The sequence below is a fragment of the Porcibacter vitabionis genome (assembly GCF_046263795.1).
Classification (GTDB): Bacteria; Bacillota; Clostridia; order Lachnospirales; family Lachnospiraceae; genus Lachnocurva.
Genome location: NZ_JBJYZD010000008.1, coordinates 30,485 through 54,070 on the forward strand (window position 1 = coordinate 30,485; position 23,586 = coordinate 54,070).

Here is a 23,586-nt window from a genome sequence, read left to right on the forward strand (position 1 = left end):
TCCGAACGGAATTACTTGTACTTTCTCTTACGAGCAGCTTCAGACTTCTTCTTCCGCTTTACAGAGGGCTTCTCATAGTGCTCTCTCTTACGAATTTCCTGCTGAATGCCTGCCTTTGCGCAGCTTCTCTTGAATCTGCGAAGGGCGCTGTCAAGAGATTCATTCTCTTTTACAATAACAGTTGCCATATTCTCGAACCAAACCTCCCTCCAGCTTTTAAGATTATGCGTATAGCTGAATCGGTTATAAACGAAATCAACGCACTTAAGTTAGTATACTCACACTTTCCTGATCCGTCAAGGTGCTTTATCAACTTTTTTCGTCAAGTCAGTTCTGCACATGGTGGTGGGCATTGTAGGACCAGTTACTCAAAGGTTCAAAATGATAACCGTTCGCCTGGCCCCACTCAATGATCCGGCCGATGGCATTTACGGAATAAAGCTTGGTATCATGCTGGAGAACAACGGATGGATGTCCATTGGCAGTATTCTTTGTTACCTGCGTGATGACATTATTGAAGACGGTATCCGTAGGCAGCGGATTTCCGCCGTCTCCCGAAGAAACATTCCAGTCGAAATAGGTCAGGCCCTTCTCTTCGGCCTGCTCTGCCAGAGTGGTCATGATACCCGGTGTGTACTTCTTACTGACCAGGTTGGAACTTCCTCCCGGAAAACGGAAGAGGGTACTGCCATGTCCGGTCAATTCCTTCAGGACAGCATTCTGCCGGTCGAAATCCGCCCAATAGGCAGCGGTATTTGCATAGATCTTCGCATAATCATGCGAATAGGTATGGATGGCAACCGTATGGCCAGCTGCCGCTTCTTTGGCAATCCGGTCTCTGTAATCCGAATTAACCGAAGTCGTAAAGAAGGTAGCCTTAACATTATATTTTGCCAGGGTTTCCAAGACCTGGTCGGTATAAGGCCCGGGACCGTCATCATAAGTCAGATAGATGGTTTTTTCGTCTCCTGCCCCCGTGGGACCTTCCACCGCTTTCGGCTTTTCGCTTTCCTTTGGAGCATAGACCACTTTTCGTTCGGCATGGCCTGCATTTCCCGAAGAATCCTTGACGGTATAATAGACTTTGCCATTCTTCTCCCTGGCTGTTACCTTGGATGTCAGATCGCCGTCATAATCATCTTCTGCCTTGTAACCCTCTTCCTGATAGGGCTGGCCTTCCATGGTCTTAATATCCGGGTTGTTATAAAGGGTAATGACCGGGGCTTTTCGATCTACGACCTCAACTTTTCGAACGACAGAAGCGTGCGAACGACCATAGGAAGCCTGATAGGTGATCTTATAGGTCCCGACTTTCTTCGTATCGACCTTGCCATGTGTATGAACCGGCAGGTCCTTATGAAGAAAGGTAAAAAGGCTGCCGGTCCGGTAAGCCTTGGCGCCGGGGTCCTTATAATCGGTCGAATAATCGATCTTTTTTGTTGACGGCCCGGAAAGATCGATATGGATCACAGGCCGGTTGACAAGCATCAAAATCAAAAGCAAAGCCGAAAAAAGGATCAGAAAATAAAAGCAAATCCGTACGGCCCTTTTTCTTCTCTTTCTTCCCTTCATCGGCTTTCCGCCTGATTTCGGATTGGATCCTGATATGGTCTGATTCATAGTACTATTCCTTTGACACTCCGAAAAAAGGGCCGTCTGGACTTGTCCCGGCGGCCTTATCATATTCAACCCAGCTGTTCTGCCAAAGTTTCCTTTGCCTTCTCCAAGGCTGCATCGATTCCTTCCGGTTTCTTGCCGCCGGCCTGAGCCATGTTAGGACGTCCGCCGCCGCCACCGCCGACCAGACCGGAAATGGCCTTGATCAGATTGCCTGCATGCGCACCACGTGATACAGCGTCATCGGTAGCCATGGCCAGAAGGTTGACCTTACCGTCTGCTTCGGAAGCGATCACAATCACACCGGATCCGAGTTTCTCCTTGAAGGAGTCGCCGAGATCCCTAAGCTCCTTGCCGCCGACATTAGGCACATGAACTGCCAGAAGCTTCACGCCCTTGACATCCTGAACCTGATCCATAACATCACCGGCTGCTGCCTGAGCAGCCTTGGCTTTCAGAGACTCGTTTTCCGACTTCAGAGCTTTCAATTCTTCCTGCATCTTAACGATCCGCTCGGTAAGTTCTGCCGAAGTTACCTTGGCAGCTTCGCTGGCTTCATGGAGAAGCTTTTCTTCTCCTTCATAATATGCCAGGAGACCATCGGATGTGACAGCCTCGATCCGGCGGACTCCGGAACTTACACCGGACTCGGACAGGATCTTAAATGCGCCAAGCTCGCCGGTATTGGAAACATGGGTTCCACCGCAAAGCTCTACGGAGAAGTCTCCGATTTTTACGACTCGAACCTTATCGCCATACTTCTCACCGAACAGTGCCATAGCACCAGTCTTCTTGGCATCCTCCAAAGACATGACCTCGGTATGTACCGGAAGAGCCTTGGCAATTTCCTCATTGACCAGGTCTTCCACCTTCTTCAGTTCTTCCCCGGTCATCGCCGAGAAATGCGTGAAGTCAAAACGCAGACGATCTTCCTTATTCTCGGAACCGGCCTGCTGCACATGATCGCCCAGGACCTTCTGCAGAGCACTCTGTAAGAGATGAGTTGCGGTATGGTTTCTGGAGATCAGATTTCTCCTCTTTTTATCCACAGACAGATGGACCTTGGATCCTACGGTAAGAGAACCCTTGGTCATGACGCCGACATGTCCGATCTTGCCGCCCAGAAGATGGATGGTATCCTCAACACGGAATTCTCCATCTTCGTTATAGATACGGCCATGGTCACCCAGCTGACCTCCCATGGTGCCATAGAAAGGAGTCTCATCTACAATGATCGTACCCTTCTGGCCCTCGGTCAGGGCATCTACGATCTCAGATTCTGTGGTCAGAACAGAGATCTTAGAGTCATGGTCCAGATTTGCATTATAACCCACAAAGGTCGATGTGATGGCCGGATCGATCTCCTGGTAAACCGATGCATCGGTTCCCATGTAGTTGGTTTCCTTCCGGGCATCATGAGCCTGTTTCCTCTGCTTTTCCATGCAGGCCTCAAAGCCGGCCTTGTCATAGGTGAAGCCCTTCTCTTCCAGGATCTCAGCAGTCAGATCTACAGGGAAACCATAAGTATCATAGAGACGGAAGGCATCCTCACCGGAAAGTTCGGTCTTACCTTCTGCCTTCAGGGCATCCTCATGCTCGGAAAGCATCTCCAGTCCCTTGTCAATGGTCTTATTGAACTGCTCTTCTTCCTTGGTCAGGACCTTCTTAATGAAAGCGGCCTTCTCGGCAAGCTCCGGATATCCCATCTTGGAGGATTCGATAACAACGTCAGCCAGTTTTGCCAGGAAGCTTCCCTGAATATCAAGCATTCTGCCATGACGGGCAGCCCGGCGGATCAGACGGCGGAGAACATAGCCCCGACCCTCATTGGAAGGCAGGATGCCGTCGGATACCATGAAGGTTGCCGAACGGATATGGTCGGTGATCAGACGGATCGAGACATCGTCCTTCTCATTTTCCTTATAGGTCTTATGGGCAAGGTCACAGATGGCATTTCGAATGGCTACCATGGTATCGATATCGAAAACGGACTCCACATCCTGCATCACAACTGCCAGACGCTCGAGGCCCATGCCGGTATCGATATTCTTCTGAGACAGTTCGGTATAACCGCCATGTCCGTCGCCCTCGAACTGGGTGAAGACATTGTTCCAGATCTCCATGAAGCGGTCGCCTTCGCCGCCAAGAACATCTTCCGGACCATTGCCATACTTCTCACCACGGTCATAGTGCATCTCCGTGCAGGGACCGCAGGGGCCTGCGCCATGCTCCCAGAAGTTATCGGAAGAGCCGTCGGCATTCCGGCCGATCCGCATGATGTGGTCGGAAGGAACATTCATCTCGTCGTGCCAGATCTTATATGCTTCATCGTCATCAATATAGATCGTGACGTAAAGTCTCTCAGGATCCAGTTTCAGAACCTCTGTCAGAAATTCCCAGCTCCAGTGAATGGCTTCGGTCTTGAAATAATCACCGAAGGAGAAATTTCCCAGCATTTCGAAGAAGGTCAGATGACGTTCGGTCTTACCGACATTCTCGATATCACCGGTTCTTACACACTTCTGGCAGGTGGTAACACGTCTTCTCGGCGGGATTTCCTGGCCCGTGAAATAGGGCTTCAGGGGAGCCATTCCTGCATTGATCAGGAGAAGGCTGTTGTCATTATGGGGTACCAGGGAAAAGCTCTTCATGACAAGGTGTCCCTTGCTTTCGAAGAAATCCAGGTACATTTTTCTGAGTTCATTTACTCCGTACTTCATGGATGAAAACCTCTCATGCCAATATGGCCAGTTTTAGGATAAAAATGATTACGCTTGGTTTTTTCTGTTTCGGAACTCTCGCAATAATCATAGTGATAACAAACGTTTAAATTATAAGAGATTGATCCCGTCTTGTAAAGCTTTCGGGGACTTTCTGTTCAATCTTCTTTCCTTTCAAAAACCTTTTATGAAGGAGATCTCCTGTCATCCGGGATCTCATAGACAATATTCTCCCGGTCGATGGAAACCACCTTATCCGCAAGGCCTCTCAATTCCGGATCCTCCTTTACGGCCCGGATCTGGCCGTAATCCTGCCAAAGATGCATAGGGAAAACGAGGTCTGCCGGAATATGTCTTAAGAAATAGGAAATCCCAAGCCTTGCGCCCTCTCCCAGCCTTCCATCCAGATCCACAAAGGCCAGATCGATATGCTTTTCCTTCAGATGACGAAGCTCCCTCTTGTAATTGGCTCCGCTCATCTGGCTGTAAAGTTCGCGCTCCACACCCCAGTTCCACCAGTTCAGATCCCCGGCATGGTAGATCCTGAGACCCTCGCAAGTCACAAAGTAAGCGACTCCTATGGTATTGGGATTTAAGGTATATATTTCCAGATCCCCGACTTCTAAGTTCTGCCGAACACCCATCTTCCTCACCCGTTTCCGGGAAGACATGGAAAGACCGTATTTTCTTTTGGTCGAAGCGTCGATCCTCAGATCTCTCGGTAAAATGTAGACCGTGTCTTTTCTTGTCTCGAGCCATTCAAAGATCTTAGGATCATAGGAATCCTTCTGGCTATTGGTCACAAAGAAGTAAAGTTTCTTGTCCTCCGGCAAAAGAGGCAGATGGCCGTGTAGACGGATCGGGGGCTGACAGTCCAGAAGGGCCGTGTCAGGAATATAGTCAAAGACCAGAAGGTGGTGGTCTAATTCCACCACAAAACAGTTCTGGTGGACAAAGGTTACTCTTATCATACTTTAAAGTACCTCCAAAACGGGGAAAGTTTTTATTAATTGAATAAAGTAAAATGATCTTACCCATCTTACTCAATCTTATTCATCTTACTCATCTTACTCAATCTTACTTATCTTACCATGAAAGAGATCTGCCGGGACAGGCACAGACTAAAAAACTTGTATCCCTTTTCTTTTTTATTTATCATAAGAAATGAGCGTTATTTACCTTTTGACATTCAGTAAAGTTTCTGCGAGAAAACGAGGCAGTAAATGCAAGAAGAGAAAGAAAAATATACCATGCATCTGAAAAACCGCCTGACCATCAGCGGCTTACGGATCCAAAAAATCATCAAATGGACTCTCATTTCCCTACTGGAAGGCCTGGTTCTCGGCCTGATTGGCACCGTCTTCTATTATGGCATTGCCTGGGCGACAGGATTTCGGCAAAACCATCTCTATGTAGTTCTCCTCCTGCCTTTTGGTGCCATGGTGATTCACTGGCTTTATCATATCACGAAAAGAGACAACCCCGGCGGAACCAACCTGGTTCTGGCCTCCATCCGGGATGGACAGAAGATTCCGCTTCGAATGACGCCTCTGATTTTTATTTCCACGATTTTCTCTCATTTCTGCGGAGCATCGGTCGGAAGAGAGGGAGCAGCCCTCCAGTTGGGAGGCAGCGTCGGAGCTTATATGGCAAAGCTTTTCCACCAGAAAGATGACAGCCGGAGAATTATGGTCATTTCCGGTATGGGAGCCGCATTCTCCGCTTTACTGGGGACCCCCCTGTCAGGAGCAGTCTTCGCTATGGAGATCACTTCTGTCGGCGTCATGTATTATCCTGCTCTTTTACCCAGTGTCATTTCCGCCTTGACCGCTCACAGAGTTGCCCTTCTTCTTCACCAGCCCCTGCCCAGATATGCGATCGGGAAGGTGCCGGAATTTACTTTTCTTTCCGCATTAAAAATCAGCCTGGTCGGGATCGCTTCCGGTCTGGCTGCTGTTCTTTTCATCCTGGCATTAAGAGAAGCCGGGAAATACGCTGGCAGCCTGGTCGGAAATAAATACCTCCGTGCCTTTGTCATCGGCTGTATTCTTCTTGGCCTGACCCTTCTCACAGGTTTTCTTGAGAAGACGCCTCAGCAATATAACGGGGCAGGCATTGATATGATCGAGCAGGCCATCTTGGGAAATTCCCCCTGGTATGCCTTTCTCATGAAAATCCTGTTCACAGCGCTCTCTATTGCCGCCGGCTACAAGGGTGGTGAAATTGTTCCTTCCTTCTTCATCGGAGCGACACTGGGCGCTGCCATCGGACCACTTCTCGGCTTAAGTCCGGCACTTGCTGCCGCTGCCGGTATGGGGGCTGTCTTCTGTGGTGTCACCAACTGCCCCATGACCGGTCTGGTCTTCCTCTTTGAACTCTTCGGCTTCAAGGCCATGCCCTTCTTCCTCCTGCCGATCGCCATAAGTTATGTGGCAAGTTCCTACTACAGCTTGTACAAGACGCAGGACTTCCACTTCAAAAAATACATTTGATCACAGTGACAAAAAGTCCTGCCACATGGTATGCCGTGTGGCAGGACTTTTTTCACTCATTTCATACATTCACCTGATCCGGAAAATATCAGGCCTCAGTTCATCCGCAAGGCATTCACAAAATCACGGATCACGGAGTTATTGTCGGCCGGTCTATATTCCATAAAAACCTTATTCCGGATAGAGAAATCCAGTGACACCAGGATCACTTGATCCAGGCCATGCACAGTTGTCAGGGGAAGGATGGCATATCCCCTCTTCTGCAGGACTTGCAAGAGCTGATCCATCAGCATCTTCCGGGTCTCGATCTTTGCGATCGGTTCTCCGTAGATGGCCTTCATCTGATCACTCAATGTGGTTTTATACCAATCAGAATCAGACTTTGTGATAAAGATCTCGTTTTTTAAGATGGCCGAAATACTCTGATACTTCTTCCAGAGATCTCTGTGAATAAAAAGTGCGGACCCGCTTTCATAGATCTTCGCAGACATAAATTCGCTCGAAGACTCTTGAGCGGAAGAATAGAGGACCGCATCGATGGCGTGACCGGCCAGCTGTTTTTCCAAATTAGAGAGATTGTCAAAGCTGAAGCTTACCGTGACATCCGGATGATCTTCCTGGAAACTCCGTATTCCGGGGAATTCCAGATACTCCTGCATAGCAATGCCGACACGGATCTCCTTCCCGCAATTGCTCCGAATCTCCACGAGAAGCTTTTGATAATCATCTTCAATCTGTCGAAGGCCCCGGTAGAGCTGACGGCCGGACGGCGTCAGAAAAGCCTTTCTATGCTCCCGGGCGAAGAGATCAAATCCCACCTCTTCTTCCAGGTTGGAAATATACTTGCTCATCGTGGCCTGAGAAATATTACACTCATCCGCTGCCTCTGAGAAATTTTCCAGTTCTGCTGCCCGAAGGAAATATCTGATTTTATTTAGATCCATAATGGACCTCCCCTACCTGCAAAATTGATTCTTCTCATATGTTGCAATCATTCAAAGTTTGAATATAATCTATCGAATATTATATCATTCCACCATAAAAAAGAGGGAAACCTTGAAAAAACTCGAGGAAATGTGCTTTTCAGTTCTTTTTTCAGTTCTTTTTTTCAGTCCTTTTTTCAGTTCTTATTTCGTTTCGGTTTCTGAAGACAAGGGGCTGTCCTACTGATTTCCTGCAGTTACTTTAAGCTTTATGCCTCGTTTGCCGGATCTTCTTCTTTCTCTTTTGCCGGATCTTCTTGTGTCTCTTTTTCCTGTTCCACTTCTTCCAGGAAATAGAGCCTGGAGCTTGCGTCCTTGAAGACACGGACATTGTTGATCCCGCTTCCGATATAGGCCTGAGTCAGGGGCTTTCCATATTCGATCAGGCTGTCTCCATAGGCATAGGAATCTTCCTTTTCTCCATCCAGATGATAGAATCTGGCGATCAGATTATGCACCAGGGAATCCTGCTTGACATGGATGGGCAGGCCGACCGTATTCACCAGATCTCCGAAGGTCTTCACATTGACCTGAATGGGCAGATTCGAGAAATGATATTTCTTGTCCGGATCCAATCCCCTTGCCACATAAGTAAGATGCGGATCCGAAGGATGGATCTCCTTTTCTGCCACCATTGCCACGGCCTGTTTCCGATCCGGGCTTACAATGGTCCAGGTAATGATATTATCCGACTGGCCCTCTCCTCCTGCCGGAGACATAAGGCCTAAGGCCCTGCCAAGATCCGAAGCCCGGTTTCCTGCAGCCAGGGACTCACTGGTCCGGTAGAAGTCACCGAACTGCAGTGTCTTACGATACTTCTTATAGATACTGATCTGCACGGCAATGGCCTGACAGTCTTCCTTCGACATATCGCAGAGATTACATTCATAGCCCAGGTTCCCAAAGAAGGCCACATTGGCCCTGGTCTCCATCGGAGTTACCCTTAAGGTCTGGTGATTCGGCACGGCAGAAACATGAGAAGTATAGGTAATCTGGGGATAGCCGTAACTGTAGCCGTTCTGGATATCCATACGGGAAACCGCATCCGTATTATCGCTGGCCCAGATCTGAGAGAAGAAACATAGAGCGCCCAGATCAAAGCGGCAGCCGCCGGAAGCGCATCCTTCCCAGAGAATGTCCGGAAAAGCTTCTGTCAGATTCTTCATCAATTGATAGACACCCAGCATATAACGGTGCAGGGTCTCGCCCTGACGGTCCGCAGGCAGATACTTCGAATAAATATCCGAAACGATCCGATTCATATCCCACTTGACATAATCGATCTCTGCCGACTGCAAAACGGCTGAAATTGCCTTGGTAATATAATCCACTACGGCCGGATTAGCGAAGTCCAGAAGTCTCTGGTTTCTTCCTTCCGCATGATCCTTTCCCGGGATGTCCATGGACCAGTCCGGATGAGCCCGGTAGAGGTCCGAATCCACATTGACCATTTCAGGTTCGATCCAGATTCCGAATTTCAGGCCAAGTTTATGAATCTTATCCGAAAGTCCCTTGAGTCCTCCCGGAAGTTTCTTGGTATTAACCTGCCAGTCGCCTAAGGCACGGTGGTCGTCCGATCTCTGTCCGAACCAGCCGTCATCCATGACAAAAAGCTCCACGCCGGCTTCCTTGCCCTTCTTGGCAAGCTTTAAAAGTTTTCCTTCATCGATATCGAAGTAATTGGCTTCCCAGCTGTTCAGAAGAACCGGCCTTTCCTTATTTTTCCACACGCCCCGGCTGATATGCCGTCTGACAAAGTGGTGCATATTCTGTGACATGCCATTATAACCCTGGTCCGAAAAGGTCATTACAGCTTCCGGTGTCTCAAATTCCTCACCGGGATTCAGATGCCAGGAAAAATGATCCGGATTGATGCCGCTCACAAAACGGGTCTTTCCGAAAGAATTCACATCGAAGGCTTCGTAGTGGTTGCCGGAATATATGAGATTAAAGCCATAGACTCTGCCCCGGTCTTCATCCGCCAGGGGCTCAGCCATAAGAACCAGAGGGTTGGACCGGTTGGAGGAAGTGCCGGTGAAGGAAGAATTGACAAACTTTCCTGCAGTCAGTATGGTCTCATATTTTCCCATTTCCTTGATCCAGCCGCCATGGAAGGATGTGATCTGATAACCGCTGGCCGGGAAATCCAAAAGATTGGACAGGGCCCGGGTCAGGGTGACCTCAGTGCTGCTTGCATTGATAAATTTGGCTGACCGGCTGATGACATCGCAGTCCTCGTAAACGTAGTAATGGAGTTCTACGATATAACCCGCATTCCGATCCCTTAGGGAAAGCAAAAGATGGTCTACCTTTCCGCCATCGGCGGGATCGCCGTAGGAAGAAGGCAGGGTCCGGAAAGGCTCCTTATGATCCAGGATCTCATGGGAAAGATAGACCAGATCCAAAGTCGAACTCCCATCGGCCGCAAGGATCCCGAATTGAGGCTCCCGGATGTCGCCCTTGCCGTAAGCGGATGTCTCCATGGAGAGATCTTCCAGAGACAGCTCCGGATGGTCATTCTGATAGAGGATGGAGTTCCCGTGCGCATTGGTATGGGATTCTTCCAGATGACTGGTCTCATCCACATGGATCTTCCTGCCATAATAGAGATGCTCCAACTGACCGGTCGCAGTGGTCCGAAAGAGATAGCTGGTATGGCCGGTCTCCAGGACAAAGTTCAGAAGAGTCAGGGTTTTCTCCTGCTTTTCCTCGTCATTGCCCTTTCCTGTGTTTTCTCCGGAGATCGTCTGCTTGGTTTCAAAAATGCGAATCATAGGCTTATTTCCTTCCTATTACTCCCGAAAGCCATCCTTTAGAATGCCCTGAACCTTGGACTCATTATAAAAATGCAGGACCACTGCTCCAAGGAAGCAGAAGGCGATTGCGAAAAAGGCTGCAATTCGGTAGCCGAGTCCTGTAGCTACGCTGATGGTACCGAGAGAGGTGAATAAGAGAATGGACAGGGACTGACCCATCTTCATAGAGAAGTACGGGCAGCGAAGAACATTCCGTCATGGTTCTCTCCGGTAACAATATAATCGGATTTTGCAATATCTGCAACAATGGTCTGCGGAATAATTCCAAGGATTGCCATAGGAAAGGCTGCAACCAGGACAACCAGGACACCGCTTACGATTCCGGGCACATGGAAGAGGCCGGACAGGCCGGTGATGAGGAAGACAAAGCACATACCAAGGAAGGCGAAAACAACCATTTTCTTCTTGGCAACCTTCTGCATGATGATATTGACCGGTACATAGCAGACCACCGAAAGGAAGGTCATTGCGATGTAGAGAAGGGAGCTGAAACTCTCCGGCAGTTTCATAAGAACCGTTACGTAGTGAAGAAGTCCGGTCTGGAACATGGTAATACCGATCCAATAGCAGATATCGGAAACGACGAAGATCCGGAATTCACGGTTGGAAAAACACTTACTCAGAGAACGGAAGGCATTGCCCTCGGTCGGATGGACTTCGACATAGTCCATTTCCTTAATGGTCAGGGTCGGAACCAGGCAGCAGACCATGGCGATCAGAGCCATGACAATGAAAACGATCCGCATCGCCCAGACTCTGCTTCCTACCATGGGTGTGATAGCGGACCAGATGGTCGGTGCCATATAGCCCAGAGCGGAACCGAAAATAAAGGTAAAGGAAATTGCTGTCGAAATATTCGCCAGGGTCTTCTCATCTCTGGAAAGCTCGGCGATCAGTGCATTGTAAGGCGTGCAGTAAATCGTCATGAAGAGATAGAACAAAAGCATCATGACAAGAACCCAGATTCCATTGATGATTCCGTTACTGCCCAGCTTCGATGCAACCGGATTTCCGGGTGCCGGGCAAATATAGACCATAATGGTGATCAGTGCCAGAGGGATAGCGGCCTTCTTCATAAAAGGAATCCGGCGGCCCTTAGGGTTTTTGCTCTTGTCCGACAGGTTGCCGATCCAGGGGTCGGTGATGGCATCAAAGACACGTCCCAAGGCATAGATGCCGCCGATAACGGTGAAAACGCCGAGGATCACACGTCCCTGAGGAATGAAGTAAAGCATTCCTTCGGAAACCGAGACCTGGTCCGGCTGATAAAAGGATTCAATAAAGTTGGTAAGAATGGCAGACATCAGGGACCAGCCCAGCTGTCCGATGGCAAAGAACCAGATGATTTTTTTGGTGACAGGTTTCAGATTCATATTTCCCTCATTTCTAAATTAAAATGGGTTTTCTCCCATTTTCTTTTCTTTATTTAAACCGGTCGCACTTGCATTATTTTCATACAAGGCAATTCCTTCAAATCGGTCTACATTTTACTATCACTGCTTCGATTTTAATCCCATAGCAAGTTTCACAACATTATAGGCGCCGTTATAGAGACCGATGGAATTGTTCAAGCGGATGGCATCGCACATTTGTGCAAGCATATTGTCGTCCTGGAGGAAGATATCCAGCATCTGCAGTGTATGAGGGATATCCCGACACTCCAGCGTTCCGTCTCCCATCTCAGAAGAATGGATGGCGCCCCACATCTCATGCTTTCCGACCCGGCGGATGAAAAGCTTGGGAACCGGATAGAAAGCCAGCTCACTCGGCTTTGTCACCAGGACATCACAGCTTCTCATAAGAAGGTTTGTGATGTAGACCGCTTCGAAGATGTCCTTATGATAAAAGGCATGGATGCCATCGACTTCGCCATCGATCGCATCTGCAGCAAAAGCGGAAGCTTTTTTAAAGTCTTCAAAGTGTTCGGTCGCCAGATCTTTCATCTCGGGCAGGGCCTTTACCATGTCCTCCCAGACATTTTTGTAATCGCCGACATTCACATAGAGGGCGGCCTTTTGGGTCCGGATCAGAGGCAGTAAGTACTTGATAATGGCTTCGAAGATCTCCTTCTGCGCTCCTGCTCCTCCGATGGTCAGAAGGAAGCGCATAGGCTTATTTTCTTTCTTTCTCGCCATACGTTTCTGACAATCCGAATCAATATTGGAAACCAGCTCATGATCAATATAATGCCCGGTGTAATACAGAGCATTGTTCGGCATGGGATGATTGACCTTGTCCTTCTGCATGCCATTTAAGATCTTATATCCCTGGTAAGAGTTCCTGGTTTGAATCGTATGAAGAGCTCCTTCTGCCAGATGCAGTGCCATGGGCCAGTTGTCGGGAATGGCATTGACCACATATTTCATATCTGCATGAATGGCAGCCTGAGCCGGCCAGACATGAGTTCCGATCAAGGGAATGTCTTTGGGGATATTTCGGAAAACGGGAACCATGAGTTCCGCATTCTTCTGATCTGCCGCATTGTAAGACAGAGCGCGAAAACCTTCATAATTCACGGGTTCCCAGACCAGCTTGTTGAAGAGGCCGATTTTCGACAGGCGGGATCCCAGGGAATAGAGATCGTTCTGATAGGAAATGACCTTGGTGCAGGTAGTCTCCGGGAAGGAATTTAAGTCCAGCCAGTATGGGGTATAGCCCAGGGCCTTGGCTGCCGATGCCATTGCCATACTGATCCGATAATGGCCGAATCCCATACGGATATTTCCGACAATGATTCCCTTTTCATGATCAAAAGTCTCCGGCGACGGACCATCCTCGATCCTGATATCCTGTACTCCGAGAGAATCTCCGATGACCGGATTCTTCCGAACGATCACAGGATAGTTGGTCTGACTGTCATCCCCGAATTTTTTCATATACTTCTTTTTGGATTTTACCGCTTTCCGATAGATCTTATCCGAAAGCTGATTGCCAAAAATTACACGCGACTTCTCTTCCATTTTTCTACTCAATTCCTTCCTACCGTATTTATTTCAGGATTTCCCCGATTTTATTTCAGGATTCCCCCAATTTTATTTCAGGATTCCCCCGATCATAAGTGACGTCAATTCGTCCAGTGCATCCTTATAGTGAATGTGATTCTTCCTTAAGGTATCATCCGACAGGAAACGCTCTACCGAAGCTTCAAAAGTCAGCTGGAAAACAACCTTATTGACCGGCCGGAAAATCCCTTCTTCCACGCCCTGATCTACAAGAGATAAAGTGGTTTCCCAGTCGCTTTCCAGACGTTTCCGTAAATGTCCGGTGACTCTCGGATACTTATCCTGTAAAGCATAGATCGAGCCGAAATCAATATCGGAATAGCTTACCGGCATAACCCCCAAAACCTGACGAAGTTTCTCCTCCGTAGAGAGATCCGCTTTCTGCAGGATCTCATTTTCATCCTTCTTTACCGAGTCGAAGAAATAATCAACCATAGTATAAAGCAGGCTCTCCTTGTCCCGGAAAACGGTATAAATCGTCTTCTTGGACATACCGAGTTCCTTCGACAGGTCATTCATTGTAAAACCAATGCCTTTTTTTCGGAATACCCGGATGGTGCCTTCCAGGATTCGAGCTTTGTTATATTCATCTTTTCCTGATAAAAATCCGCTCATTAATACCTCCCATCTATTTCGATCCGATTATTGAGGATCCTACAATACAATTCTTAAGGTTTCGGCCTCTGGATTCTTGCGACTTCGACCTTTGGATGCTTGCGGCTTCGGCCTTTGGATTCATATGGTTTCGACCTTTGGATTCTTGCGGTTTCCTTTCTTTCCCCTGCAGTCTGTGATTAAATGGATGCGTGCCGGAAACCAGTACATATATCCTTGGTTTCCATGATAGCATTCTGAACCAAGAGCTACAATATGGCGATTCATACAAGAATACCCCCTGGTAATTTGTGTAAAATTACCAAGGGGTGATTTTCTATCAGTATGAAAGGCAATCGTGGGCTGTCCGTGTGGAATTCAATGAGGCCTGCCTTTGTGAAATTCGATGAAGCCTGCCTTTTGGAATTCAATGAAGCCTGCCTTTGAGGTATTCAATGAAGCCTGCCTGAGTGAAATTCAATATATAAATTCTTTTTAAAATCATGCGTGTTTCATATCGAAAAAAAGCCTTTTTCAGCCCTAAAAATTCGATATATGAAATCTTTTTCATTTCATGCTATAAAAATGCCCTAAAAACACGCATCATATTCAAAAGATTTCATATATCGAATATTTGTCCTGAAAACGGCCTCAGGAGACGCTGGGAAAGCGCATCATATTCAAAAGATTTCATATATCGAATATTTGTCTTGAAAACAGTCTCAGAAGGCGCTGGAAAAGCGCATTGTTTTCAAAAGATTTCATATATCGAATATTTGTTTTAAAACGTGCTCGACATCATGCGAGGCCACTTGCAATCATTTCACAGGGGTCATAAGAGAGCAATCACTCCTGCCATATTGCCACGTTTTCCGCCGCTGGCACGATGGGAAAAGAGTTTGTCTGCATGTTCTTTGGTGCAGAGTCCAAGAATATCAATATTGCAATCTCTGCAGCCCAGATCCAAAAGGGTGACTCTTACGGCCTCCCAGAGATTCAATTGATAATGTCTTCCATCCTCTGCCAGACGACCCGGGGTCAGGATCTTGTTGGATTTAGATAAGGAAAACTCCTGCCGGAAGGCCTCTGCCACATCTTCTGACACTTCATAGCAATTCGGACAGATGGATGGGCCAACAACGGCGATGACATCCGCCGGATCTGTAGCAAAATGCTCTTTCATCATCTGAAGGGCTCGCCCGGAGATTCTTCCCACGGTCCCCCTCCAGCCGGAATGAACGGCTGCAACAGCACGATGTTTCGGATCATACAGAAGAACCGGCTGACAGTCCGCAACAAAAACCGACAGAACCAGACCCGGCTGATTCGTCACAAGACCATCCACATCCCTATAGTCCTTGGGGCGCGTCAGGCCCTTTCCGGCATCTTCCTTAGTCACCAGGCGGACATTTCTGGTATGAGTCTGGTCCGTCAAGACAAATCGTTCCGGTCCAAAACCGATGGTCTCTCCCAAACGGCGGAAGTTCTCCCGGACATTCTCCTCTTTGTCGCCACGGGTAAAGCTTAGATTTAAAGAGGACAGATATCCTTGACTGACCCCGCCTTCCCGGCTGGTAAAGCCGTGGACCAGGCCCGGCTCTGCCGAAAGAAGGGAACTCTGGATCAAGGGTACAGACCCTCTCCGATTGATTACAACTGACATAAAATGAAAACCAAGTCGAACACACCGTTCAGATGTATCGATCATAGAATATTGAAACAACGGCCAACGTCAACGAACAATCCATCAACAAAGCTTTGACAAAATCCATCAACAAAGCATTGACAAAAATCCATCAACAAAACTTTGACAAAAATCCATCAACAAAACTTTGACAAAAATCCATCAACAAAGCTGTGACAAAAATCCGTCAACAAACACTGACAAATGTTCCCAGCTTACAGGCTGTCAATAAAGCGGTGGAAGGCTTTCTGTCCTTCTTCCGTGAATTTATAGACACCGGCATCTTCAAGAACCTGGCAGAAGACCTTACCGATCTCCTGCTCCAGGATCCGGTCTACATTTTCCTCTGTGACCTCAATTCCCTTTGCCTTGTAGTCAGAAAGAAAGCTCTCGACCCAGTCTGCGTGCTTATCGATCATCTCATTCTTTCGAATGCCATCGATATCTCCACGGACCACATAAGGTCTCATCTCTTCCATTTCCTTCTTCAGGCGGGAAGGCAGAACTGCCAGACCCATGACTTCGATCAGGCCGATGTTTTCCTTCTTGATGTGATGAAGTTCCTGTCTCGGATGATAGAGTCCCATGGGGCGATCCTCTGTCGTCAGATTGTTCCGAAGAGCCAAATCCAGTTCGTACTTCCCGTCCCGCATTCTGGCAATCGGAGTGATGGTATTGTGAGGCTCGCCATTGGTCTCGGCAAGAATCATAGCATCCTCATCCGTATAGGATCTCCAGGCCTTCAAGATGTGATCGGCAAGTTCAATGACCCGATTATCATCCTTACCGTCCAAACGGATCACGGACAGGGGCCATTTGACAATGCCGGCCTCGACATCCTCAAAACCGGGCACAGTGAACTTTTCTACAACCGGTGCCTTCTCCATGGCAAATGTATACCGTCCGCCCTGGAAGTGATCATGCGTCAGAATGGAGCCACCGACGATGGGAAGGTCTGCATTTGATCCCAAAAAGTAATGGGGGAACTGCTTTACAAAGTCAAAGAGCTTACGGAAAGTTGCCTTCTCGATCTTCATCGGAGTATGCTGACCGTTAAAGACGATGCAGTGCTCATTGAAATAGACATAAGGAGAATACTGGAAGCCCCAACGGCTGTTATTGATTGTCAGAGGAATGATCCTGTGATTTTCTCTGGCCGGATGATCGACTCTGCCGGCATAGCCCTCGTTTTCCATGCAGAGCTGGCACTTGGGATAAGCGGAATTCTTAGCTTTCAGGGCAGCTGCAATGGCCTTGGGATCCTTCTCCGGTTTCGACAGATTGATCGTGATATCCAATGTTCCATAATCGGTATCCACCTTCCAGCGGAGGTCCTTTTTCACGCGATCGGTCCGAATATAATTCGATGCCCGGGAGAGATCATAGAAATAATTGGTGGCATCTTCCGGCGACTTCTTGTATTCCTCGAAGAAACGGCGCTGAACCTCTGCCGGACGTGGGCAGAGACAGTTCATGATCTTGGTATCGAACAGATCCCGGTAAACAATGGAATCCTCAATGATATGACGCGCTACTGCTTCGTCCAGGAGGTCCTTTAAGACATCTGCCAGAACGATCGATTGAAGATCACAATCCGGATCCGTATACTCATCCTCATGGAAGAGATCCAGAAGGAGATTTGTGGAATAGATCCGCTCGCATTCCGGTGTCAGACCGCTGTTGATACCATATTGAACCAGTTTCTTTATGCTTTCCTGTAACATGTTTTCCCTCTTCTTACTACAGATTTCTCATTACTCTGATGATCACAGTATCAAGACCTGCCAAAGCATACTTGTATACCAATGGCAGCCCAAACAATATCATCCATATTTTAGGACTTCTCGCCAAAGCATACTTGTATACGAATGGCAGCCCAAACAATATCATCCATACTTTAGGACTTCTCGCCAAAGCATACTTGTATACGAATGGCAGCTGAGCCTTTCTTATCATAGCACAGACCCGACGGCAATTATGCGGTTGGATCTTGCAAAAACACGCATTTCCAAAAGAAGGCCGAACCTTTATCACAAGCTGCAGGGCCATACCGGTTTTCTTAACTTTCCAACTCCCGCCCCTGTAATCGATCATGCCATACGATGGCTCATCTGATACTTTCTCTTATCTTCCTGCATAGCCTGATCAGCCTTTCGAATCCCTGCCTTTACCTCCATGCCATGGCTGACCCAGGCGGATCCGATCGCCATGGAAGGAGTGGCCGGATCGGTCTGCAGTTCCCGCAGGGAACGCACCATATCCAGGAATTTTTCTTCGCTCTTTTCACTGACCAAGGCAAGAAATTCATCGCCTCCGATCCGGTAGATATTCTGTCTCCCGAACAGGTCCGACAAGATCTGGACGGCTCTTCTTAAGACTTCATCGCCTCCCATAAAGCCTTGCCTGTCATTGATCTCCTTCATGGAATTCAGATTGCAATAAATGATCCCGGCTGATTGATCCCTGGTCTGAATCCTCTGCAGGCATTTCAGCATATCTTCTCTCTTCTTTGCCCCGGTCGTCTTATCATATTTCTTCAGATCCTCCAGACGGTCCATCAGAATATGGTTTGATACTTTTACGGAAATAAAGAAAGCGACATTCTGCATGACTTTTCGGATATCAACCGTTTCACTCGGCGTGAAATTATGAATACCCATGAGACCGATGGCCTCTCCTCCGGAATAGAAGGGAACTGTCATCATATTGCGGATGCCTTCCTTCTTCATGATCTGGTAATTGACCGGAAAGCGATCCCGAAGCTCTTCAATATCTTCGACCAGACTCAGATGAGGAGATCCGTTCTCAATCCCCCAGCCCCGGCTAATCTCCGGATTGACCTTGGATCCCAGCTTTTTTAAGAGAGGCTCAACTCCGGACGCACACCATTCGAAGGAATTCCGAATGAGAGGGCCTTTCTTCTCTACGATATAGATCCGGTCAGGATGGATCACATGGCTCAATTCCTCCAGCACTCTCTGCATGGCTCTGGAATAATCAGCATCCATATCGAGTGTCCTGCAGATCTGTAAGATCAGCTTATCCGTATTCTGGTTTCGAAGCAGAGCCTTTCGGTCGGACTGGGTATCTTCCACCGGCTGGAAGGAGAAAACCGAACAGCCGGGGATGCCGATCGGAGCAACGGTCAGATGATACCAGCGATCCGTCAGACGGTCGAAATAGTGGCTGTCCGATTTCCGCCGATAGACAGAGGCCCGGGAAGCAGATTCGATCCAGGAGGGATCCACTGATCCGAAGACTTCCGAATGCGTATGACCGATCAGTTTCTTTCGTTCCCGTCCGATCAGCTTGCAATAGGCATCGGACATATCCAGATAAAGAAGGTCCTCCGGAATGCTTGTATCCGGTTTCAATACACTCCGATAGATCACATAGACAACCGGAAGATCATGACAGAAATCCGGAATGACAAGCTTCTGAGAGGAGATCCTATCATCCCCCTCTCCCTCAGCGGTCGGCGTGACCGTCCAGGACTGGATGATCTTCTGATACTGCTGCCACTGGCGCTGAAATTTCCCGAGATCATCTGTCAGAGTCGGACGGACTTCTGACCTTAAATCCTCGACGACAGCGGAAATGGTACGGCTTAAAGGCAAAAGCCCGAGACTTAAGGCTGCTCCTTTTAAATCATGAGCGATCACAAATGCCTGCTGCCACTCACTGTTGTCAATGGCGTTTTCAAGCCTTCGAAGGGCATCATCCTGGCTGAATTCCAGGAGCAGCTTATAATAGAAATCCTTATCTTCAAGAACCCTTCGAAGCCCTGCTTTGGTATCTGCTCCCCATTGATCCAGATAATCACAGACACTTCTCAGATTATTGTCCATCGGCGGTATCCCTCCTTTCAAAAGCTTCCGCCAGCTTATAAAAAAGATGGTCCGGTTCGATCGGTTTCTCGATATAACCATCCATTCCGGCCCTTAAGCAGGATTCTTCCGTCCCCTGAGAGGCATCCGCCGTAAGCGCCAGAATCGGGATCGTCTTCGCATCCTCCTGATTGAGATTACGGATCTCTCTGGTACATTCCTTTCCATCCATGACAGGCATCATAAGATCCATAAGGATCGCCTGGAAATGATAAGCTCCCTGGGTACGGAAGAGATCCAGAGCCTCTTGTCCATCCGTTGCCAGTTCATAATGAATGCCCTTGGTCTTCAGGATCTTCATGATGACTTCTGCATTGATCCGGTTATCTTCGACCAAAAGCACATTCTTTCCGTAAAGGACCTGTTCCTCATAGGTCTCAGCATGATAAGAAGCCAGGCGGACCTGTTCATCCGTCGCCAGAGGGAAGGTAAAGTGCAGGATGAATTCCGTTCCATGCCCTTCTTCGCTGATACAGGAAATGTCACCATCCATAATAGAGGTCAGAGTCTTAACGATATAGAGACCGAGGCCGTTTCCACCTTCTCCGCCATCCGGATTCTTTCCTTCCTGCTCAAAAGGCAGATACATTCTCTTCTGGAAGTCCTTACTCATACCGACGCCATCATCCCTTACCGTGAAAGTATAGCGAGCTGTACTGCCCGCATAACGGACATTAACGCCGAGGCGGATATGTCCTCCCTTCTTGGTATATTTCAGGCTGTTCTGAAGCAGATTTACAAGCACTCTCTCCAAATGCTTTGCATCTGCCATGACCACCCTGTTGACGCTGCCGGTAACCTGGATCTGAAAATCCCGTCCCATCTGCTTCATCTGAACGGCCATGACCTTTTCGATATTATCTACAATCGTTTTTTCCCGGATCGCAGAGGAGACCGAAACGATCTTTCCGGCATGGATCTGACTGGTCTCCAGGATCTCCTCAATTAATCCTAAGAGATATTTACTGGATGCTTCCACCTTGCCAAGATCCTCCGCAAGGTCCTCCGGAAGATCCGGCTTCTGGAGGTCAAGCTGGGTCAGGCCGAGGATCGCTGTCAGAGGCGTCCGCATATCATGCGACATATGAGACAGGAAGCTCTCCTTTTCCCTTCCTTCTTCCACTGCTTTCCGAAGGGCTCTGGACAATTCCTCCACCTGTTCCTGGTCATCGATCTGCTTCGTCGTATCCACGAAAGTCAAAACCAGGCCCTGGATCTGTCCGTCTGTATTCTTGCCGGTATCCGGGTCTGTGATATGACTCCGGTAAGGAGCAATCCGGATGAGATAGGTCTTTCCTGAAGTCGATGCGCAATGCTCTTCCATCGCTTCTTCGGTCTCCAGGACCTGTCGGCATTGATTCAAAAGGTCGACCGTGGCGAAACTGAAGGTCAGGTATTTCAAGGATCTTCCGACATCCTGCTCCCCGATATTGAATTCCGATGCGATATATTCGGTGAACTTTCGGATATTCAGATTCTTATCGACCATGATGATTCCGATCAGAGTCGTTGACAGGAAATTGGCCATATCATCATTCAAGTCTCCCAATTCCTTGACCTTGGCCTGATATTCACTGTTTACGGTATAGAGCTCTTCATTGACCGACTGCAGCTCCTCATTCGAAGACTGTAATTCCTCATTGGAAGTCAAAAGCTCTTCATTTGCCGCCTGAAGTTCGGCATTGACCGATTCCAGTTCCGAAACCGCCTGTTTCAGCTTGTCCCGGGTACCACGAAGCTCGGTCTCAAGATTTGCGATCCGCTCGGATGCTGCCGTGTCGATCTTAAAATCCTTCACTTCTCCGCTGACTTCCTGATTGCCCTGTATGAAAACAATGGCGGTATAGTCCGTATTCCTGCCATTCTGATCGAAAACCGGCTGGGCAACCAAGGTAATATATTCTTCCTTCCCATCGGACTGGAAAGGAACCTTATCATAGGCAACCCTGGCCTTTTTGCTTCGGCTTTCCCGAAGAGCTGTCGAGACCGCGATTTTCAGATCTGACCGCAGCAGCATGAAGATATCCAGTGTTGCCAGTCCGACCGGGATCGAGAGAAATTTAGAACAATCCCCGTAGGTCCGGATCAGTTCATTTTTCCCGTCCAGAAGAGCTGTCGCCGGCATCAGATTCTCCAGAATGCTGGTATTCAGTTCATTGGAAGCCACCTGCTCCTCAGATTCTTCTTCCGTGCCCTGATCTGCTACCGGTTCCAGGTTGGTCTCTATACTTTGAAGACTGTAGCCCAATTCCTCGTGGGCAGGCGCCTTGCCGGAAACATTATGAATGAAGATCTTCTCATTGGGGCAGACTGTGCGGAAGACATCATCATAATCCGTGACGGATTCCGATTTTCCAAGGAAGAGATATCCATGGTCATTCAGAGCCCGATGAAAGATCGAGAAAAGATTCTTCTGCAGGACCGTCTGGAAGTAGATGAGGACATTCCGGCAGCTGATGAGATCCAGTTTTCCGAAAGGGGGATCCTGGAAGACATTATGCTTGGCAAAAATGATCATCTGACGGACATTTCGCCGAACCTGATATTTATTGCCCTTACGGACAAAGAAGCGGGACAGACGACTGATGGAGACGTCTTCAATGATATTATCGCCATAGGTCCCCTTCATGGCGGTTGCAATGGCATCCGAGTCCAGATCCGTTGCAAAGATCTTCACCTTCCTGTGAATATTTAATTCTTCCATGGCTTCCAGGAAGAGAATGGCGATCGAATAGGCTTCCTCACCGGTCGAGCAGCCGGCTACCCAGACCCGGATCTGCTTGGACTGAGGCGCCTCTTTCAGGATCAGCTTAATCACATTTTCTTTCAGAACATCGAAATAATCACTGTCCCGGAAGAAGGAAGTGACACCGATCAGAACCTCCTTGGCCAGAAGCTTGGCTTCGTCGGGATTGTTGTTGAGATAGTTGACATAGGCCTGGAGATTAGGATTATGGGTGATCACCAGCCGCCGCTCGATCCTTCGTAAGATCGTCGTCTGCTTATAATAGGTATAGTTGATATTGGTCACATTCCGAAGAATGGAGAAGATCTGGGCCATGAGATCCTGATCCGAGAGCTTTAATTTTGCACTGTCATCAACCATGGAAGATGCGATATGGGCCATTTCCCTGGCAATGGACTCGGGATTCTGCACCAGATCCGCAAAACCGGTTGCGATCGCATTTCTTGGCATGCCGTCGAATTTCGCCGATTCCGGAGACTGAACGATGATCATGCCATTTTGATCTTTGATAAAACGTATCCCATTCGTTCCGTCAGATCCCGTGCCCGAAAGGATGACTGCAACAGAACGATTCCCGAAGGAAAACGCCATGGAGCGGAAGAAAATATCGATGGGATGATTGATAAGCTGGGTATTGTATTCATGCAGGCGAAGGATGTCGCCCTGGACTTCCACATCGAAACGGGGCGGGATCATGTAGACATGATTTTTTTCCAGTTTCATCCCGTCCTCGATCTCTACCACCTTCATATTGGTATATTTCCCAAGGATCTCGGTCAGAAGGCTCTTATGATCCGGTGCCAGATGCTGTATGATCACAAAGGCCATACCGGTATTGGAAGGCAGGAAGGTCAGAAACTGCTGGAGAGCCTCGAGCCCTCCGGCACTGGCACCGACTCCAACCAGACAATTCGGCCTTGTCACCAGGCCTGTATTTTTCATTTCTCTTTCATACTCCATAAAACACCCTCTTTTCTACCAATTCCATCCGGATCCGACATCTGACGATCCGGACCGGTTTTCATTCCCTGGTCGGAATGATCGA

The 23,586-nt window shown here is 48.3% G+C and carries 15 protein-coding genes; 1 reads left to right on the forward strand and 14 read right to left on the reverse strand.

Annotated elements, in window-relative coordinates:
• Positions 1-11: 11 nt before the first annotated feature.
• The 4 genes from rpsU to ACKX2L_RS07350 form a co-directional block, all read right to left on the reverse strand.
• A complete protein-coding gene (gene rpsU, locus ACKX2L_RS07335) occupies positions 12-188 on the reverse strand; it encodes a 30S ribosomal protein S21 (protein WP_497551067.1) in 177 nt (58 codons plus the stop codon).
• Positions 189-327: 139 nt separating this feature from the next.
• Positions 328-1,620, reverse strand: a complete 1,293-nt coding sequence (locus ACKX2L_RS07340) for a polysaccharide deacetylase family protein (RefSeq protein WP_497551068.1) — start codon at positions 1,618-1,620, stop codon at positions 328-330.
• Positions 1,621-1,685: 65 nt separating this feature from the next.
• Positions 1,686-4,337 carry an alanine--tRNA ligase gene (alaS, locus tag ACKX2L_RS07345; RefSeq protein ID WP_497551069.1) on the reverse strand — a complete coding sequence of 884 codons (2,652 nt, stop codon included), beginning with the start codon at positions 4,335-4,337 and terminating at the stop codon, positions 1,686-1,688.
• 185 nt (positions 4,338-4,522) lie between these two features.
• The gene (locus tag ACKX2L_RS07350; protein ID WP_497551070.1) at positions 4,523-5,308 is read right to left on the reverse strand and encodes an MBL fold metallo-hydrolase; all 786 of its coding nucleotides are present in this window, start codon (positions 5,306-5,308) and stop codon (positions 4,523-4,525) included.
• Positions 5,309-5,560: 252 nt separating this feature from the next.
• Here ACKX2L_RS07350 and ACKX2L_RS07355 point away from each other — a divergent pair, with 252 nt between their 5' ends.
• Positions 5,561-6,829: a chloride channel protein gene (locus ACKX2L_RS07355; RefSeq protein ID WP_497551071.1), complete on the forward strand. Its 1,269-nt coding sequence runs from the start codon at positions 5,561-5,563 to the stop codon at positions 6,827-6,829.
• A gap of 95 nt (positions 6,830-6,924) precedes the next feature.
• On the opposite strand, the gene ACKX2L_RS07360 is transcribed toward ACKX2L_RS07355, so the two are convergent.
• From ACKX2L_RS07360 to ACKX2L_RS07405, 10 genes are all read right to left on the reverse strand, one after another.
• Positions 6,925-7,773, reverse strand: a complete 849-nt coding sequence (locus ACKX2L_RS07360) for a LysR family transcriptional regulator (RefSeq protein ID WP_497551072.1) — start codon at positions 7,771-7,773, stop codon at positions 6,925-6,927.
• A gap of 248 nt (positions 7,774-8,021) precedes the next feature.
• The gene (locus tag ACKX2L_RS07365; protein WP_497552964.1) at positions 8,022-10,586 is read right to left on the reverse strand and encodes an alpha-galactosidase; all 2,565 of its coding nucleotides are present in this window, start codon (positions 10,584-10,586) and stop codon (positions 8,022-8,024) included.
• Positions 10,587-10,604: 18 nt separating this feature from the next.
• Positions 10,605-10,793 carry a hypothetical protein gene (locus ACKX2L_RS07370; RefSeq protein WP_497551074.1) on the reverse strand — a complete coding sequence of 63 codons (189 nt, stop codon included), beginning with the start codon at positions 10,791-10,793 and terminating at the stop codon, positions 10,605-10,607.
• Positions 10,790-12,001: an MFS transporter gene (locus ACKX2L_RS07375; RefSeq protein WP_497551075.1), complete on the reverse strand. Its 1,212-nt coding sequence runs from the start codon at positions 11,999-12,001 to the stop codon at positions 10,790-10,792. The genes ACKX2L_RS07370 and ACKX2L_RS07375 overlap by 4 nt, the downstream gene beginning before the upstream one ends.
• 120 nt (positions 12,002-12,121) lie before the next feature.
• Positions 12,122-13,588, reverse strand: a complete 1,467-nt coding sequence (locus tag ACKX2L_RS07380; RefSeq protein WP_497551076.1) for a DUF6937 domain-containing protein — start codon at positions 13,586-13,588, stop codon at positions 12,122-12,124.
• Positions 13,589-13,660: 72 nt separating this feature from the next.
• On the reverse strand, positions 13,661-14,245 hold the full coding sequence (locus ACKX2L_RS07385) for a TetR/AcrR family transcriptional regulator (RefSeq protein ID WP_497551077.1): 585 nt from the start codon (positions 14,243-14,245) through the stop codon (positions 13,661-13,663).
• Positions 14,246-15,056: 811 nt separating this feature from the next.
• Positions 15,057-15,851, reverse strand: coding sequence for a peptidoglycan editing factor PgeF (gene pgeF, locus ACKX2L_RS07390; RefSeq protein WP_497551078.1), 795 nt, complete (start codon positions 15,849-15,851; stop codon positions 15,057-15,059).
• Positions 15,852-16,123: 272 nt separating this feature from the next.
• Positions 16,124-17,632 carry a UDP-glucose--hexose-1-phosphate uridylyltransferase gene (gene galT / locus ACKX2L_RS07395; protein ID WP_497551079.1) on the reverse strand — a complete coding sequence of 503 codons (1,509 nt, stop codon included), beginning with the start codon at positions 17,630-17,632 and terminating at the stop codon, positions 16,124-16,126.
• A gap of 366 nt (positions 17,633-17,998) precedes the next feature.
• Positions 17,999-19,756: a diguanylate cyclase domain-containing protein gene (locus ACKX2L_RS07400; protein WP_497551080.1), complete on the reverse strand. Its 1,758-nt coding sequence runs from the start codon at positions 19,754-19,756 to the stop codon at positions 17,999-18,001.
• A complete protein-coding gene (locus ACKX2L_RS07405; protein ID WP_497551081.1) occupies positions 19,746-23,501 on the reverse strand; it encodes a CheR family methyltransferase in 3,756 nt (1,251 codons plus the stop codon). The genes ACKX2L_RS07400 and ACKX2L_RS07405 overlap by 11 nt, the downstream gene beginning before the upstream one ends.
• Positions 23,502-23,586: the final 85 nt, after the last annotated feature.

What these genes read in the sequence shown, in the direction of transcription:
- galT (WP_497551079.1), bottom strand. Translation starts at nt 17,632, where the DNA reads ATGTTACAGGAAAGCATAAAGAAACTGGTTCAATATGGTATCAACAGC.
- rpsU (WP_497551067.1), bottom strand. Translation starts at nt 188, where the DNA reads ATGGCAACTGTTATTGTAAAAGAGAATGAATCTCTTGACAGCGCCCTT.
- ACKX2L_RS07370 (WP_497551074.1), bottom strand. Translation starts at nt 10,793, where the DNA reads ATGAAGATGGGTCAGTCCCTGTCCATTCTCTTATTCACCTCTCTCGGT.
- ACKX2L_RS07355 (WP_497551071.1), top strand. Translation starts at nt 5,561, where the DNA reads ATGCAAGAAGAGAAAGAAAAATATACCATGCATCTGAAAAACCGCCTG.
- ACKX2L_RS07375 (WP_497551075.1), bottom strand. Translation starts at nt 12,001, where the DNA reads ATGAATCTGAAACCTGTCACCAAAAAAATCATCTGGTTCTTTGCCATC.
- ACKX2L_RS07400 (WP_497551080.1), bottom strand. Translation starts at nt 19,756, where the DNA reads ATGGACAATAATCTGAGAAGTGTCTGTGATTATCTGGATCAATGGGGA.
- alaS (WP_497551069.1), bottom strand. Translation starts at nt 4,337, where the DNA reads ATGAAGTACGGAGTAAATGAACTCAGAAAAATGTACCTGGATTTCTTC.
- ACKX2L_RS07360 (WP_497551072.1), bottom strand. Translation starts at nt 7,773, where the DNA reads ATGGATCTAAATAAAATCAGATATTTCCTTCGGGCAGCAGAACTGGAA.
- ACKX2L_RS07385 (WP_497551077.1), bottom strand. Translation starts at nt 14,245, where the DNA reads ATGAGCGGATTTTTATCAGGAAAAGATGAATATAACAAAGCTCGAATC.
- ACKX2L_RS07405 (WP_497551081.1), bottom strand. Translation starts at nt 23,501, where the DNA reads ATGGAGTATGAAAGAGAAATGAAAAATACAGGCCTGGTGACAAGGCCG.
- ACKX2L_RS07340 (WP_497551068.1), bottom strand. Translation starts at nt 1,620, where the DNA reads ATGAATCAGACCATATCAGGATCCAATCCGAAATCAGGCGGAAAGCCG.
- ACKX2L_RS07380 (WP_497551076.1), bottom strand. Translation starts at nt 13,588, where the DNA reads ATGGAAGAGAAGTCGCGTGTAATTTTTGGCAATCAGCTTTCGGATAAG.
- ACKX2L_RS07365 (WP_497552964.1), bottom strand. Translation starts at nt 10,586, where the DNA reads ATGATTCGCATTTTTGAAACCAAGCAGACGATCTCCGGAGAAAACACA.
- ACKX2L_RS07350 (WP_497551070.1), bottom strand. Translation starts at nt 5,308, where the DNA reads ATGATAAGAGTAACCTTTGTCCACCAGAACTGTTTTGTGGTGGAATTA.